16 protein-coding genes are annotated in these 15,678 nt (G+C 65.4%); 11 read left to right on the top strand and 5 right to left on the bottom strand.

Features of this window, described 5'->3' with window-relative positions:
• Positions 1-93 precede the first annotated feature (93 nt).
• The 5 genes from HYH07_RS26520 (at position 94) to HYH07_RS26540 (ending at position 5,333) form a co-directional block, all read left to right on the top strand.
• Positions 94-1,293, top strand: a complete 1,200-nt coding sequence (locus HYH07_RS26520) for a mandelate racemase/muconate lactonizing enzyme family protein (protein WP_220005254.1) — start codon at positions 94-96, stop codon at positions 1,291-1,293.
• Between the two features lie 12 nt (positions 1,294-1,305).
• Positions 1,306-2,073 carry an SDR family oxidoreductase gene (locus tag HYH07_RS26525; protein WP_220005255.1) on the top strand — a complete coding sequence of 256 codons (768 nt, stop codon included), beginning with the start codon at positions 1,306-1,308 and terminating at the stop codon, positions 2,071-2,073.
• A 21-nt stretch (positions 2,074-2,094) separates the two neighbouring features.
• Positions 2,095-3,126, top strand: coding sequence for an L-idonate 5-dehydrogenase (locus HYH07_RS26530; protein WP_220005256.1), 1,032 nt, complete (start codon positions 2,095-2,097; stop codon positions 3,124-3,126).
• A 171-nt stretch (positions 3,127-3,297) separates the two neighbouring features.
• On the top strand, positions 3,298-4,683 hold the full coding sequence (locus tag HYH07_RS26535; RefSeq protein WP_220005257.1) for a HAMP domain-containing sensor histidine kinase: 1,386 nt from the start codon (positions 3,298-3,300) through the stop codon (positions 4,681-4,683).
• Entirely contained in the window at positions 4,680-5,333 is a 654-nt protein-coding gene (locus HYH07_RS26540) for a response regulator transcription factor (protein ID WP_220005258.1), read from the top strand. Before HYH07_RS26535 ends, HYH07_RS26540 begins: the two co-directional genes overlap by 4 nt.
• 5 nt (positions 5,334-5,338) lie before the next feature.
• Here HYH07_RS26540 and HYH07_RS26545 read toward each other — a convergent pair whose 3' ends face one another.
• Positions 5,339-6,322 (bottom strand): VOC family protein, encoded by a 984-nt coding sequence (locus tag HYH07_RS26545; RefSeq protein WP_220005259.1) that lies wholly within the window; start codon positions 6,320-6,322, stop codon positions 5,339-5,341.
• A gap of 142 nt (positions 6,323-6,464) precedes the next feature.
• Between HYH07_RS26545 and HYH07_RS26550 the strand changes: the two genes are divergently transcribed.
• From HYH07_RS26550 to HYH07_RS26565, 4 genes are all read left to right on the top strand, one after another.
• Positions 6,465-7,256 (top strand): DNA-binding transcriptional regulator, encoded by a 792-nt coding sequence (locus HYH07_RS26550; RefSeq protein WP_220005260.1) that lies wholly within the window; start codon positions 6,465-6,467, stop codon positions 7,254-7,256.
• A 72-nt stretch (positions 7,257-7,328) separates the two neighbouring features.
• Complete coding sequence (locus HYH07_RS26555; protein WP_220005261.1) at positions 7,329-8,825, top strand: bifunctional 3-(3-hydroxy-phenyl)propionate/3-hydroxycinnamic acid hydroxylase; 1,497 nt, start codon at positions 7,329-7,331, stop codon at positions 8,823-8,825.
• Between the two features lie 18 nt (positions 8,826-8,843).
• A complete protein-coding gene (locus tag HYH07_RS26560; RefSeq protein WP_220005262.1) occupies positions 8,844-9,695 on the top strand; it encodes a fumarylacetoacetate hydrolase family protein in 852 nt (283 codons plus the stop codon).
• A gap of 40 nt (positions 9,696-9,735) precedes the next feature.
• Positions 9,736-10,944, top strand: coding sequence for an ABC transporter substrate-binding protein (locus HYH07_RS26565; protein ID WP_220005263.1), 1,209 nt, complete (start codon positions 9,736-9,738; stop codon positions 10,942-10,944).
• A gap of 3 nt (positions 10,945-10,947) precedes the next feature.
• Here HYH07_RS26565 and HYH07_RS26570 read toward each other — a convergent pair whose 3' ends face one another.
• The 3 genes from HYH07_RS26570 to HYH07_RS26580 all read right to left on the bottom strand — a co-directional run bounded on the left by HYH07_RS26570 (position 10,948) and on the right by HYH07_RS26580 (position 12,876).
• Positions 10,948-11,790, bottom strand: a complete 843-nt coding sequence (locus tag HYH07_RS26570; RefSeq protein WP_220005264.1) for a hypothetical protein — start codon at positions 11,788-11,790, stop codon at positions 10,948-10,950.
• 196 nt (positions 11,791-11,986) lie between these two features.
• Positions 11,987-12,469 (bottom strand): SRPBCC family protein, encoded by a 483-nt coding sequence (locus tag HYH07_RS26575; protein ID WP_220005265.1) that lies wholly within the window; start codon positions 12,467-12,469, stop codon positions 11,987-11,989.
• A 2-nt stretch (positions 12,470-12,471) separates the two neighbouring features.
• Complete coding sequence (locus HYH07_RS26580) at positions 12,472-12,876, bottom strand: helix-turn-helix transcriptional regulator (protein WP_220005266.1); 405 nt, start codon at positions 12,874-12,876, stop codon at positions 12,472-12,474.
• A gap of 283 nt (positions 12,877-13,159) precedes the next feature.
• Here HYH07_RS26580 and HYH07_RS26585 point away from each other — a divergent pair, with 283 nt between their 5' ends.
• On the top strand, positions 13,160-14,230 hold the full coding sequence (locus tag HYH07_RS26585) for a serine hydrolase (protein ID WP_220005267.1): 1,071 nt from the start codon (positions 13,160-13,162) through the stop codon (positions 14,228-14,230).
• A 9-nt stretch (positions 14,231-14,239) separates the two neighbouring features.
• Here the strand turns inward: HYH07_RS26585 and HYH07_RS26590 are convergent, their stop codons facing one another.
• Complete coding sequence (locus HYH07_RS26590; RefSeq protein WP_220005268.1) at positions 14,240-14,944, bottom strand: SDR family oxidoreductase; 705 nt, start codon at positions 14,942-14,944, stop codon at positions 14,240-14,242.
• Positions 14,945-15,083: 139 nt separating this feature from the next.
• On the opposite strand from HYH07_RS26590, the gene HYH07_RS26595 reads away from it, so the two are divergent.
• Positions 15,084-15,678: GNAT family N-acetyltransferase (locus HYH07_RS26595; RefSeq protein WP_220005269.1), on the top strand; the 595-nt coding region annotated here is incomplete at its 3' end.

The following is a 15,678-nucleotide window of genomic DNA, read 5'->3' on the forward strand; positions in this document are numbered from 1 at the left end:
AAGCAGCGGTAAGACTTTCGCCGACGCTGCAATATGTTGCGGTGCGAAATGAAAACACGACGGCGCGAGGCGCCTTTGACGGGAGGACTTGCCGTGAAGATCACGTCGATCGAGACGCTGCGCACCGAGGAATTCTCCAACGTCATCTGGGTGCGCGTTCACACCGATAGCGGCGTGATCGGTCTCGGCGAGACTTTTTATGGCGCGGGCGCAGTCGAAGCGCAGATCCACGACACCTTTGCCGGCCGCCTGCTCGGCCGCAATCCCCTGCACATCGAGGCCATCCATCGCGACATGCTGAACCTGCCGATGGCGCAGTCCTCGACCGGCGTCGAATATCGTGCAGCCTCAGCGATCGACATCGCGCTATGGGACCTGTTCGGCAAGGTCTGCGGCCAGCCGGTGCACCAGATGCTCGGCGGCCTCTGCCGCGACAAGCAGCGCATCTACAACACCTGCGCCGGCACGCAATATGTCCGCTCCACCAATATCAGCCCGGTCTCGAACTGGAATCTCGGTGCATCCAAGGGACCCTACGAAGATCTCGACGGCTTCATGAACCGCGCCGATGCGCTGGCCGAGAGCCTCCTGGAAAGCGGCATCTCCGCCATGAAGATCTGGCCGTTCGATCCGGCGGCGCAGGAGAACAAGGGACTCTACATCACTGCCGCGCAGATGAAGCAGGCGATCGAGCCGTTCGAGAAGATCCGTAAAGCGGTCGGCGACAAGATGGAGATCATGGTCGAGCTCCACTCGCTGTGGAATCTGCCGACCGCAAAACAGATCGCCCGCGCGCTCGAGCCCTACAAGCCGACCTGGTACGAAGACCCGATCCGCATGAACTCGCCGCAGGCGCTCGCTGAATACGCCCGCTCGACCGATGTCTGGGTCTGCGCCAGCGAGACGCTGGGCTCGCGCTTCCCCTACAAGGACATGCTCGACCGCGACGCCATGCATGTGGTGATGGCGGATTTGTGCTGGACCGGCGGCCTCACCGAAGGTCGCAAGATCGCCGCGATGGCCGAGACCTATCACCGGCCTTTTGCGCCTCATGACTGCATCGGCCCGATCGGCTTCATCGCCGCCATCCACATGTCGTTCAGCCAGCCCAACACCCTGATCCAGGAATCGGTGCGCGCCTTCTACAAGGGCTGGTACAATGAGCTCGTGACCACGATGCCCGTGATCAAGGACGGCTACGTCTTCCCGATGGAAGGTCCCGGCCTTGGCGTCGACCTTCTGCCCGCCGTCTTCGAGCGCTCCGACCTGATCGTGCGCCGCTCCAACGCCTGAGGATTATTTGAGATGAGCACCGCCCTGTTCGACCTTTCCGGCCGCACCGCCCTCGTGACCGGCTCCTCCCGCGGGCTTGGCCGCGCCATCGCCGAAGGCATGGCCAAGGCCGGCGCGAAAATCATCGTCAACGGTGTCGACCCGAAGCGTGTCGAGCAGGCCGTCGCCGAGTTTCGCGCGGCCGGCCATCAGGCCGAAGGCGCGGCCTTCAACGTCACCGACGAGCCTGCGATCATCGCAGCCTTCGAGCGCTTCGACCGCGAAGAGCTCGCGGTCGACATTCTCGTCAACAATGCCGGGATCCAGCACCGCAAGCCGCTGGCGGAATTCACCACCGACGAATGGCGCAAGGTGATCGAGACCGATCTCACCAGCGCCTTCGTGATCGGCCGCGAGGCCGGCAAGCGCATGATCCCGCGCAAGCGCGGCAAGATCATCAATATCGGCTCGCTCGGCAGCGAGCTGGCGCGCCCAACGATTGCGCCCTACACCGCGGCCAAGGGCGGCATCAAGAACCTGACCCGCTCGATGGCGGTGGAATGGGCCCAGCACGGCATCCAGGCCAATGCGATCGGCCCCGGCTACATGCTCACCGACATGAACGAGGCGCTGGTCAACAATCCCGATTTCAACAATTGGCTGATGGGCCGCATCCCCTCCAAGCGCTGGGGAAAGCCGGACGAGCTGGTGGGCGCGGCGATCTTCCTCGCCTCGGATGCCTCCACTTACGTCAACGGCCAGATCATCTATGTCGATGGCGGCATGATCGCCGCGATGTAATCGCGAACAAGGAAACAGCACATGCGCGCCGTCGTCATTCACGCCCCAAAGGATTTGCGGATCGACAATTATCCTGATCCCGCGCCCGGCCCGGGCGAGGTCCGTGTCAAGATCGCCAATGGCGGCATCTGCGGCTCCGACCTGCACTACTACCATCACGGCGGCTTCGGCGTGGTGCGCATCCAGCAGCCGATGGCGCTGGGGCATGAGATCGCCGGCGTGGTCGCGGCGGTCGGCGACGGCGTCACCGGTGTGAAGGCTGGCACCCGCGTCGCGGTCAATCCGAGCAAGCCGTGTGGCCAGTGCCTGCATTGCCAGGAGGGCATGCGCAACCAGTGCCTCGACATGCGCTTCCTCGGCAGCGCGATGCGCTTTCCCCATGTCCAGGGTGGTTTCCGCGAGTTCATCACGGTCGATGCGACGCAGGCAGTTCCGATCTCCGACAAGCTATCGCTGGCGGAAGCCGCTGTGGCCGAGCCGCTCGCGGTTTGCCTGCACGCCGGCAAGCAGGCCGGCCCCCTGCTCGGCAAGCGCGTGCTGATCACCGGCTGCGGCCCGATTGGCGCGCTGATGATCTTGGTGTCACGCTTCGGTGGCGCCTCCGAGATCGTGGTGACCGATGTCGCCGACGTTCCACTGGCCGTCGCGAAAAAGCTCGGCGCCACGCACGCCATCAACGTCGCGACCAATGCCACCGCGCTCGATCCCTGGCGCGCCGGCAAGGGCGTGTTCGACACGCTGTTCGAAGCCTCCGGCAATCAGGCCGCGCTGCGAATCGCGCTCGACGTGCTCCGCCCCGGCGCCACACTGGTCCAGCTCGGCCTCGGCGGCGAGATGACGCTGCCGATCAATTCCATCGTCGCCAAGGAATTGCAGCTTCGGGGCACCTTCCGCTTCGATCCCGAGTTCGAGCTGGCCGTGCGGCTGATGGGCGAGGGCCTGATCGACGTCAAGCCGCTGATCACGGCCACCATGCCGTTCGAGAACGCGGTCGCCGCGTTCGAGCTCGCCAGCGACCGCTCGCAATCGATGAAGGTGCAGCTGACGTTCTGAGGGCAGGCCGGCTTCAGGGCTGCGCCAGCGAAGCCTCGCAGCAGTGGCTTTCCCGGCCGTTACCGGGAAAATTTCACGACGTTGCACCGCGGCAAGAGTGGCGCTTTGCGCAGGCAGGGTTCTGCCGGATAATGCGCAGGCGACAATCCCGTTCGCATCAGGTGCGCGCCGATGTGGAACCGTCCGAGATTCGATCTCAAGGTCCGCCTGACCTTGCGCATGGCCGCCATATCGGCCGCCTGCTTCGCCGCGATATCGGCCTATTTCCTGATCACGGCGGACCGCGCCGCACATGCGCGCATCGACGCTATTGCCGCCATCGTCGCAAAGACGCTGGAGCTGCAACAAGGCAAGGTGCTCTGGACCGCGAACCCGCGCCCGGACTTTCCCAACCTCGATCCTGTTTCGGCCTATGTGATGACGCCCGGCCTGTGCCTCGCCTTCCGGGGGCCGGGCGGCGAAATGATCCAGCGCTTCTGCAGCGGCGCGCCCGTCACGGCCGACCCGCCGCCGCAGATTTTTACGGCGTTCTACCATAGCCTGTTCGCCCCCGGCCGCGAGGCGGCACGGCCGGTGATGCTGCGCGGAAGCAGGCTGGGCGAGGCGGTGGTCTCGGTCGACCCCGCGGTGCAGACGGCCGAGGCGTGGCACGAGGCCGGCCGTCTGATGCTGGCGCTTGCAATTGCCCTGCCGTTGTTGTGCGTGCTGGTCTATGCCGCGCTGGCACGCGCGCTGCGCCCTACCCGCTTGATCAGCACCGGCCTCGAGCGGATTGCCGCCGGCGACCTCACAACGCGGCTGCCGCCATTCGACCTCGCCGAGCTCTCGGCGGTGCGCGACGTCTTCAACCATCTCGCCGAAAGCCTCGACACCGCGCTCGCCGAGCGCGCCGAGTTGACACGAAAGCTGATCGCGCTCCAGGACGAGGAACGGCGCCACCTCGCCCGCGAGCTGCACGACGAGTTCGGCCAGTCTCTCGCTGCGATCCGCGCCCTCGCCTCCTCCGCCCGCCAGACCGCCGCGCAGGACTGCCCCTCCTTGCTCGGCGAATGCGACGGCATCGCGCGGACCGCATCGGGTATGATGGAGACGCTGCGCGGCGCGCTGTTCCGGCTGCGACCGCCGGATGTCGAGGAGCTCGGCCTCGTCGCCAGTCTCGAAGGCCTCGTTGCAGGCTGGAACGGACGCAGCCGGGGCGAGACGCGCTTTGCCATTCGCTTCGACGGCACGTTCGAGACGCTGCCGGCCTCGATCAGCGCCAATCTCTACCGCATCGTGCAGGAAGCGCTCACCAACGCCGCCAAGCACGCCGGCGCCACCAAGGTGAATCTCGAGCTGACCATGCATGAAGGCGAGATCGCGCTCGCCATCGACGATGACGGACGCTCGACCGATCCTGTCGCGAAATCAGGCATGGGTCTGCTCGGCATGCGCGAGCGTGTCGCGGCACTGCGCGGCCGGCTGAGCTTTGAAGCCGGCCCCGCAGGCGGCTCCGCGCTGCGCGTCGTCATTCCGCTCGCATCAGCGGGGCCGCAGGCGCTGGAGCACGCGGCATGACCGCGACGATCCTGCTGGTCGACGACCATTCGGTGGTCCGCGAAGGCTATCGCTCCGTGCTGCAGAAGCAGCCGGGACTTCGCGTCATTGCCGAGGCCGGCGATGGCGCGGAGGCTTATCGCCTGTTCAAATCAGAAGCGCCCGACCTCGTCATCATGGATCTCAGCATGCCCGGCATTGGCGGCGTCGAGGCGGTCAGGCGGATCAGACAATGGGACAAGGCGGCAAAAATCCTCGTCTTCACCATGCATGAGAATGCCGGGTTTGCGGTGCAGGCGATCCGCGCCGGCGCACGGGGTTACGTCACCAAGACCAGCCCACCGGAGACGCTGGTGCGTGCGGTGATGGACGTGCTCGCCGGCAAGATCGCGATCAGCCCCGATATCGATCACGAGCTGGCGCTGAGCCGGCTCGGCGGCGAAAGCTCCGCCGCCGATGTCCTCACGCCGCGGGAGTTCGAGGTACTGCGGCTGCTGCTCGCCGAGAACACGACTGAGCAGATCGCCGAGACGCTCCACGTCAGTCCGAAAACGGTCGCCAATTTGCATTCGCTGATCAAGGACAAGCTCGGCGTCGGCTCCGACATCGAGCTGGTCCGATTGGCGCTGCGCCAGGGCATACTGACGGAGCCCGATCTCGGCGCAGCCTGAGCCGATCATTCACGCGCGACCACCTGATCCAGCCAGGCGCAGTTCAGCGGCGGCACGCGCGGATCGGGAACCCGCACGCCGCGCGCGGCCGCATCCATCCGCATGTCGCGCAGGCGCTTGCGCTGCTCATCCGGCATGTTGAGCCGCTCGTGGCCCCAGAGCGACGGACCGTCGAAGGTCTCGTGCGGCTGCCAGGTCTGGGGGTCGATGACACGTCCGCCCCAGCCATATTCGATGAAGAAGCCGGACGGCGTGTTCACATAGAACGAGGTCATGTGGTCGTTGGTGTGACGGCCGAGCGTATAGGCGATGCGCCCGTCGTCCATCTGCGCGAGGTCGTAGCCCTGCCCGACATCATCGAGGCTGCCGAGCTCGATCATGAAGTGATGCATCGCCTTGCGTCCCGAGCCAACCATCGCAAAGGAATGGTGGCGGCCATTGACGTGGAAGAAATAGAGGCCATACGGCTTCAACCCGAAATCGGAGACATGGAAGCCGAGCACGTCGCGATAGAACGGCAGCAACGACTCGACGTCCTCGACGTTGAGCACCACGTGTCCCATGCCGAGCGCGCCGGTGCGGAAGCCCGAGATGGGGCGGCCCGGCTTGAACGGCTCGCTCGCAAGCTCGGGCCTGCAGAACGCTTCCAGCCTGTTGCCGGCGGGATCAGCGAACGTGATGAGCTCGGCGACATGCCGCTCGTCAGCCAGCGCGCGCGAGCCGCGCGTGACCTTGACGCCATGGCTTTCCAGCCGGCCGGCGAGCTGGTCGAGCTCCGCGGTCGAGGCAACCTCCCAGCCCATGACCGCAAGGCCGGCATCGCTACTGCCGTCGACGATCAGGCGCTGCTTGCGGTCGTCCATGCGGAAGGCGCGCATCTTGCCGCCGCGATCGACCTGCTGCATCCCGAGCAGGCTAGTTGCCATCTGGCCCCACTGATCGAGCTGCGACGAATTGATGCCGATATAGCCGAGCGCGGTGATTTCCATCGAATTCCTCCCGAGAGCACCGCCTTCGCCGCAGTGCGGCGAACTTGATACCGGTCGCGCGCGATCCTACGGTGGCGCAATCGCTTCGCGTTCGCAAAGACGATAGTCGCGTCGCGATCGGCCACAAGGGAGAAAACACGAAGTGTCCAAGGAGCGGACGCGGACCGGCCAACCGCGGCAGTCGGAAGGCGTCCGCGCCTTCAAGCGCGGTCTGGACGTGCTGCAGGAGGTCAACCGCTCCGGCGGCATCCGCGCCGGCGATGTCGCCCGCGCGCTCGACCTGCCTCGCCCGACAGTCTATCGCCTGCTCGAAACGCTGGAGGAACTCGGCTATGTCGCCCGCAGCGCCAGCGACGACCGCTTTCGCGTCACCCGGCTCGCCCTAAGCCTTGGCGATGGCTACGACCCCGGCGTGGTGATCTGCCAGGCGGCGGCGCCTTATTTGGCCGAGCTCAGCAAAACCCTGGTCTGGCCGGTCGATCTCTCCACTTACGAGAACGCCGCGATGGTGGTGCAGGAGACCACGCATTCCCGCAGCCCGCTCTCGATCGACCGCGGCATGATCGGCAAGCGCCTGCCGATGCTGCGGACCTCCGCAGGCCGGGCCTATTTGGCCGCCTGCCCCGCCCGCGAGCGCGACCTCATCATCGGCCATCTCCGCCGCATCGACGAAGCCGACGACCGCCCCTTCCTTGACCAGCGCCGCCTCGACCAGATGATCGCGCAGACGCAGGCGCAAGGCTACGCCATCCGCAGCGAGGGAGAATACAATCCGAAGACGGCATCGATCGCCGTCCCCATCGTGCGGAACGATGCGGTCTACGGTTGCATCTCCATCATCTGGATCCGCTCGGCGCTGGGCATCGAGGAAGCAACGAACCAATTCGTCAGCCGGCTTCAGGAGACGGCCGCGGCCATTCCGGTCGAGGTGTAGGGCCGTCCGCTGGGCGGACACTTCGGCCGGCGCCGTTGAAGCGGTGGCGCCTGATGGGGAAGAGATAGCCCCATGCAAGATAAATCCGCACCTGAAGAGTTTGACGTCGTGATCGTCGGCCGTGGGCCGGTCGGTGCGACGCTGGCCAACCTGCTCGGCCTCTGCGGCGTCCGCACGTTGGTGCTGGAGCGCGAGGCGCGAACCTATCATCTGCCGCGCGCGGTGCATTTCGACGACGAATGCATGCGGGTGTTCCAGACCATTGGCCTTGCCGAGGCCATCCTGCCGCATCTCATCCTCAGCCCCGGCATGCTGTTCCTCGATGCCGACGGCAAAATGTTGCTCGACTGGTCGCGGCCGCAGACCCTGACGCCGATGGGCTGGAATCTCAGCTATCGGTTCCACCAGCCTGACCTGGAAGACGTGCTGATCTCAGGCCTCGCGCGCTGGCCGCATGTCAGCTTGCGCAGCCGCTGCGATGTGTTTGCCCTGGACCAGGATGAGAGCGGCGTGCGGGTCCGCTTTGAGGACCTCTCCAACGGCAAGCTCAGCGAGGTCCGCGCCGGTTACGTCATCGGCTGCGACGGCGCGCGATCTCTGGTGCGCCGCTTCATCGGCTCCGGCATGGACGATCTCGGCTTTCACGAGCGCTGGCTGGTGATCGACGCGCTGCTCAAGCGGGAGCGCGACGATCTCGGCGACTACAGCCTTCAGCATTGCGATCCCAAGCGGCCGGCGACCTATGTCCGCGGCACCGGCTCGCGGCGGCGTTGGGAGATCACGGTTCTCCCGGACGAGGATTCGAACGACGTCGCGCAGCCCGCCAAGGTCTGGGAGCTGCTGTCGCGCTGGATCACGCCTGATGATGCCGAACTCGAGCGCGCCGCGGTCTACACCTTTCATTCCGTGATCGCGCAGCAATGGCGGAACGGCCGCCTGCTGCTTGCGGGCGATTCGGCGCACCAGACTCCGCCCTTCCTCGGCCAAGGCATGTGCGCCGGCATCCGCGATGCCGCCAATCTTGCGTGGAAGCTGGCCGGCGTCGTCAGCGGCGGCGCCGATGCCAGGCTGCTCGACACCTATCAGAGCGAGCGCCAGCCGCATGTCCGCGAGTTCATCGAACTCGCCATCCGCCTCGGCGGCGTCATCAACACCAAGGCGATCGAAGCCGGCCTCGCCGCCGGGCAGGCGCGCAAGAATGCGCCAGTCAAACTTGAGGTCAAAAAGCCCCTGCTCGGCCCCGGGCTTGCGCTTGGCGATCTGCCGCTCACCGGTCATCTCGCGCCGCAATTCACGCTGAAGGACGGCAGCCGCAGCGACGATCGGATTGGTTACAGCCACCTGCTGATTGTCGAAAGCGGGGCGCGCTTTGCTCATTCACAGCCGGGGATCAACATCCTCACCAACGACGATGCCGACGGCATCGGCCCTTGGCTGCGCGAGCACGGCATCGTCGCCGCGCTGGTTCGTCCCGACCGCTACATCCGCGGCGCCGCGCGCAACGATGCCGAGCTCGACCGGCTTGTCGCCACCATTGCGCCTCCAACCCAAGTGCCGTCCGCGGCCTGACCCCACACAGGATACGTCATGAAGCTGCTCTCTTTCATCGCCAACGGCCGCGCCTCCTTCGGAGCCGTCAAGGACAACGGCGTCGTCGATCTCGGCACGCGTATGGCAGGATGCACCAGCCTGCGGCAGTTGCTCGAAACTGGCCGTATCGCAGAAGCGGCAAAGCTGGTTGCGTCCACGGCGCCGGATCATCCGCTCGACGCGATCAGCTTCGCGCCCGTCATTCCCGATCCCGGCAAGATTATTTGCGTCGGCCTCAATTATCGCGACCACGTCGCCGAAACCGGGCGCACCGTCACTGAGAAACCAGCGCTGTTCGTCCGTTTCCCCTGCAGTCAGGTCGGCCATCTGCAGCCGATCGTGAAGCCGAAAGTGAGCGACGATTTCGACTATGAAGGTGAGCTCGCACTCGTGATCGGCAAGCAGGGCCGCCATATCTCCGCGAGCGGCGCGCTTCAACACATCGCCGGCTATGCCTGCTACAATGAAGGCAGCATCCGCGACTGGCAGCGCCACACCAGCCAGTTCCTTTCCGGCAAGACCTTTGCCGAGAGCGGCAGCTTCGGCCCCTGGCTGGTGACGACGGACGAGATTCCCGATCCGTCGAGGCTCACGCTGCAGACGCGGCTCAACGGCGCCGTGGTGCAGGACACGACGACGGATCTGTTGATCACCGCCGTGCCAGAGCTGATCGCCTACATCTCGACGATCTGCCCGCTCGCCCCCGGCGACGTCATCGTGACAGGCACGCCTGGCGGCGTCGGCGCCAAGCGCACGCCGCCTTTGTGGATGCGCCCCGGCGACACCGTCGAGGTCGAAATCTCCGGCATCGGAATCTTGCGCAACAAGGTCGTCGCCGAGGCGGCCTGACCTTGCAGCCGATCCATCAACGATAAAATCAGGAAACGCCATGGCCATCATCCGCACCCCGTCTACCGCCATCTTGCTGATCACATTGGCGCTGGCGGGCACTGCCCGCGCCGATATCAAAGGCGATGCCGTCCGCATCGGCGTCCTCACCGACATGAACGGCATCTTCGCGACCGCGATGGGCCCCGGCTCGGTCGAGGCGGCGCGGATGGCGGCAGAAGAGTTCGGCGGCAAGATCAATGGCAAGCCGATCGAGATTTTGCAGGCCGATCACCAGAACAAGCCGGATCTTGCGGCCTCGCTCGCGCGAAAATGGTTCAGCGACGGGGTGCAGGCGATCGCCGATGGCGGCAGCTCCGGCGCGGCACTCGCCGTGCAGGAGCTGGTGCGCGGCAACGGAAAGATCTTCCTGATCTCCGGCGCCGGCGCCAACCAGCTCACCGATGAGGCCTGCGCGCCGTCGAGCGTGCAGTGGACCCAGGACGCCTATTCCACCGCGACCGCGGTCGTCTCCGGCGTCATGCAGACCAGCAAGGAGCCGTGGTTCTTCATCACCGGCGACTACGCCTTCGGCCACTCCATCGAGGCGACCGCGCGCGACCGCATCGCCGCACTCGGCGGCAAGGTCGCCGGCAGCGTCAAGGCGCAGCTCGGCACGCCCGACTACTCGTCGTTCCTGCTCCAGGCGCAGTCCTCTGGCGCCAAGATCCTGGCGATCAACGTCGCCGGCGACAATGCCACCGCCATCAAGCAGGCGGAGGAATTCGGCCTTGCAGATCAAGGCATCAAGATCGTGCCGATGTCGTTCCAGAACGTCGATATCGAGGCGGTCGGCCTGAAGGCGACGCGCGGCGATCTCATCGTCACCTCGTTCTTCGAGGACGTCTCGCCGGCCGCGCGAAAATTCTCCGATGCGTTCTATGCCCGCCGCAAGGCGATGCCCTCGCAGATCCAGGCCGGCGTCTATTCCGCCGTGCGCCACTATCTGCAAGCCGTGAAGGATACGGACTCCGACGACAGCGCGACCGTGATGGCAAAGATGAAGGCGACGCCGGTGTCGGACGCCTACACGACGAGCGGCCGCATCCGCGAGGACCAGCGCATGGTGCACGATCTCTATCTGGTGCAGGTCAAGACGCCAGCGGAATCCAAGGGCCCGTGGGACTTCGTCAAGCTGGTCGCGACCATTCCGCCCGACCAGGCCTTCCGACCGCTCGACCGCAGCAAGTGCAGCCTGGTCGGGAAATAGCCCTCAGGCCAGATACCGCGTGAGATAGCCTTCCATGGCATAGAGCGCGCAGAGCGCGAGGCTCGACCATACGGCGGCGCTGAAATAAAGGAACATCCAGGTCAGCTCGCCCTTCCAATGCGCGATGTCGTGGGTCACCACCCATCGCGTCGCGACGTCGTGCAGGCCTTCGAGGAGCCCCAAAACTCTTCCGCCCTCGGCGTGCCCTGCCCGCCAGCGGCTGAGATACATGGGAACGTCGACGGTGACGAGGAAGGCGAGGAAGCAGGCGATGCCGACGACGCCCGCGATCAGCGCCCAGCGCACCACGCCCTGGAATTCCGGAGTCAGGCGGCACAGCGCGATGCCGGCGAGGAAGAAGGTCACCGCCCACAGCGAGTTCTCGATCGCGTTGAAGAGAAAGCTGGTCGTCACCACCGCGTACCAGGAGAAGCACTCCGCGATGATGATAACAGGCACGATCACCAGCGCGATGTTCACCGCGGTGTCGGCGCCCGTCATCCGGCCGAGCTGATGCAGGATGATCGCCCACTGCGCGGCGAAGCAGACTTCAGCCACGGTCGCGACCGTGCGGCCGACAAACACGCTCGACAGCCAGGTGTCGAACAGGCAGATGCGCTGCACGTCGGCGCGCGGCAATACCGAGCGGAAGGCACAGCCGAACACATAGGCCGCGCAGAGCACGAACATCAGCCCGATATCCGAGCCGCCGCCGACTCTGCCGGCGACGTTCGGATAGAATTCGCGATACAGCATGAACCAGACGAGAATATTCGCAGCGCTGACCAGCGTCAGGGACCCCCACCACCACGCCAGGGGATTTGACCGTGCCTGCCACTGCAACATGAACCGCTCCGTCGTAGTCGTCTTGACATCCAACGGTAGCAATTCTGTCATAAATCCTTCGTTCCCGGCGACAGAAATCTGAGTGACGCCACTGTCATAATTGGCCTGGGCGCGCTGTCATAATCGCAAAGTCGCCGGCGTTTCCAAGTCTATTCCGGGGACGCCACTTCGAGGCGCCCCCGAATCCCGTCGAAATCTATTTCCTCAGCCCCTCGACATAGGCCGCAAGCTTGTCCAGCGTCTGGTAGCCGTATTCGACGGCGCCGAAACCGATCATGCCATCGCGCTGCTCGGTGCTCGCTGCCAGCTGCCGCATCATCAGCACGGTCTTGCCGTTGGCCTGCTCGGCAAAGGTGATAGTGAAGCGGAACATGCCGGGATCATCGTCCTGGTCGACGCCGTGGTCCATCTCCATGAGGGACGGTCGCTCGATGCGGCGGAAGCGCATGCGGTTCGGATAGACGGTGCCGTCAGGGCCGATCATGTTGAAGCGCCAGACGCCGCCGACCCGCACGTCGATCTCGAAGGTCTCGATCTTGAAGCCCTTCGGCCCGAACCATTGCGGCAGATGTTTCGGGTCGGACCACGCCTCGAACACCAGATCGCGCGGCGCGTCGATCACGCGCGACATCACGATCTCGCGGTCCATCGACCATTGCGACAGGGCAGCATTCGTCATCGTCAGGTCCCTTTCCGTTTGCCTGGCTTGTTGGTTGTCTTCTCTGTCGTTTTGGACGGCCGCTTGGCGGCCGCCCTCTCCTGCTTGAGCTTCATCACGTAAGCCTCGAAGCGGTCGAGCCGCGCCTCCCAGATCGCGCGCTGGTGCTGGAACCAGTCTTCCGCACCGACCAGCGCCTCGGGGCTGAGGCGGCAGGTGCGCACGCGGCCGGACTTCTCCGACTGCACGAGGCCGCTCAGCTCCAGCACGTGGATGTGCTTCATGAAGCTCGGCAGCGCCATGTCGAACGGCTCGGCCAGCTCGCCGACCGAGGCCTCGCCGGTGCACAGCCGCATCACGATCGCCCGCCGCGTCGGATCGGCGAGGGCCGCGAAAACCTGGTCGAGCCGGGATAATTGATTAGCCATGAAGCTAACTATAACCGTGTCGCGAGCGGGCGTCAATGATTGTTAGCTCAGAAGCTAAGTATTTGCTGTAGCCCGAAGCGGAACCTGCGCGCGCAATCGTGAATTGGGATGCGCAGCCCTCCCCGCTAGAACAACATTCGGGGGCGCACCGCATGATCAGATCGAGCACGTGCCGCCTATTGTCACCTCCCCACACATTACGAGGCGATCTCTCGCCCGCGCCGCGTTGGTTCCCCTGGCGGTCGCGCTGGCGAGGCCGGGCCGTGCCCTGGCGGATTCCGACATGATCGCCCAGATCCGCGACATCGTCGCGGCCGAGCTCGCGCCCACCGCGACGCCGGATCATCCGGGCGGCCTCGCCGCCGCGCTCTATGCCGGCCGCCATGTCGAATTCTTCAGCTACGGCCTTGCCGACGCCGCAACCAGGCGGCCCGTGACACCGGACACGCTGTTCAACCTCGCCTCGTTGCGAAAGCCGTTCGAGGCCGCGCTGGTGGCATCAGGCGCGCTGCGCGGCGAGCTCAGGCTCGACGATCCCGTACCGAAATATCTGCCGGAACTCGGCGGTGACTATATCCGCAACGTCACCCTCGGCGAGCTCGCCACCCACACATCAGGATTGCTGCTGCCGACCGATCACCCGCCCTGGCCGAACGAGTCCTATTCGCAGGAGCAGTTCATCGCGATGCTCAATGCCTTCGTGCCGCCCGCAGGCGTCGCGCCGGGCAAGCAGCGCATCTACAGCCACGCCGGCTACGTCCTGCTTCAGCTCGTGCTCGAGCGCTGCTATCGCACGCCGATCGCCGGGCTGATCGAAAGCCGCGTGCTCAAGCCGCTCGGCATGCGCGCAACGTCCGTTCCCGAACGAGGACCGGACAATCGCGCGGTCATGGACGAGGCCACAATACGGCGCGTCGTGCAGGGCTATTCCGACCAGGGCAGCGCGATCGGGCCGATCGGAGGCCAGCAGAGTTATTTCGACTTCCCCGGCACGGGCCAGATGTTCTCGTCCGCGCGCGATCTTGCGACATTCGTCGCCGCCTGTGTCGACGACCGCAGCATTGACCCGCGTCTTCGGGAGGCATTGCGCATGACGCAGCGCGAAGCCTTCCACGTCGATCAGAGATACGAGCAGGCGACCTTCGGCCAGGCCATGGCCTGGGAGACCGTCCACCTGCCCGGCATCACCATCGTCGACAAGCCGGGCGGCCTCAACAACGCATCGGGCTATATCGGCCTCGTGCCGGCGCACCGGATCGGCATCGTACTGCTCGCCAATCGCGCCGACTACCCGCACGAGATTGCCCGCTACAGGATCCTGCCTGCGCTGGCGAGGCTGGTGGCGCACGCCTGAGCACCGGCCTCAGACCGAGCGGGTCAGCCCGCCGTCGACGCGGATGTTCTGGCCGGTGATGTAGGCCGCTCCCTCGGACGCCAGGAACGAGACGGTCGCCGCGATCTCCTCGACCTTGCCATAACGCTTCAGCGGCACGCTGTCGCGGCGCGAATCCGTCTGCGGCAGGCTGTCGATCCAGCCCGGCAGCACGTTGTTCATGCGGATATTGTCAGCCGCATGGGTGTCGGTGAAGATCTTCGTGAAAGCGGCAAGACCCGCGCGGAACACCGCCGAGGTCGGAAACATCGCGCTCGGCTCGAACGCCCAGGCGGTCGAGATATTGATGATGGCACCGCCCTTCTGCGCCTGCATCACCGGCGTCACCAGCCTGACAGGACGGATCACGTTGAGCAGATAGGTGTCGAGACCGATGTGCCACTGCTCGTCGGTGATCTCGGTGATCGCCGCCCGAGGGCCGTGGCCGGCACTGTTGACCAGCACGTCGATGCGTCCCCACTTCGCCAGCGCCCCGTCGACGAGCCGCTTCAGATCGTCATGCGACTTATTGGAGCCGGTCACACCAAACCCGCCGAGCTCGGCTGCGAGCGCCTCGCCCTTGCCGGAGGATGACAGGATCGCGATGTGAAAACCGTCGGCCGCAAGCCGCCGCGCGGCTCCCGCTCCCATGCCGCTGCCGCCTGCGGTGACGAGCGCGACCTTCTCTGCTGCCATGACTGACCATCCCTGTGATAACGTAGAGGCGAACCCAAATTCAGTCTGCTAGGGCTCAGCCTACCGTCTGGCCTTCTACAGCCAGACTTGCCCGCAAGCCAGACCTGCCAATAAGCCCATCGTCACGAGGCACCACGACATGAGTGATTTGCAGATCCGCAATCTGCGCCCTGAGGAGATCTCCATCGCCATCGACTGGGCCGCGGCGGAAGGGTGGAATCCCGGCCTGCGAGACGCCGCCTGCTTCGCGATTCCCGACGCAAAAGGCTTCTTCGTCGGCGAGATCGACGGCGAGCCGGTCGCATCAGTGTCCTGCGTCACCTATGACGAACGCTTCGCCTTCCTCGGCTTCTACATCGTGCGCGCAGGCTTTCGTGGCAGAGGCTACGGCCTGCGTATCTGGAACGCCGCGATCGCGCATGCGGGCGCGCGGGTGATCGGGCTCGACGGCGTTGTGGCGCAGCAGGACAACTATAAGAAGTCAGGCTTTCAGCTGGCTTACCCCAATATCCGCTATGGCGGCATCGTTGCATCGCCGCCAAGGCCACCCGCCGAGATTGTTGCGCTCGATACGATCCCATTTGCGCTTGTACAAGCTGACGACGCCACCGTCTTCCCCGCCCCGCGCGCGGCGTTCTTGCGCGCCTGGATCGATGCGCCAGGACACGTCGGCCGCGCACTGCTGCGCGGCGGCAAGCTTGCCGCGTGGGGCGTGATCCGCCCCTGCCGGACCG

This window comes from Bradyrhizobium sp. BR 10261, from assembly GCF_019455395.1.
GTDB classification, from domain to species: Bacteria; Pseudomonadota; Alphaproteobacteria; order Rhizobiales; family Xanthobacteraceae; genus Bradyrhizobium; species Bradyrhizobium manausense.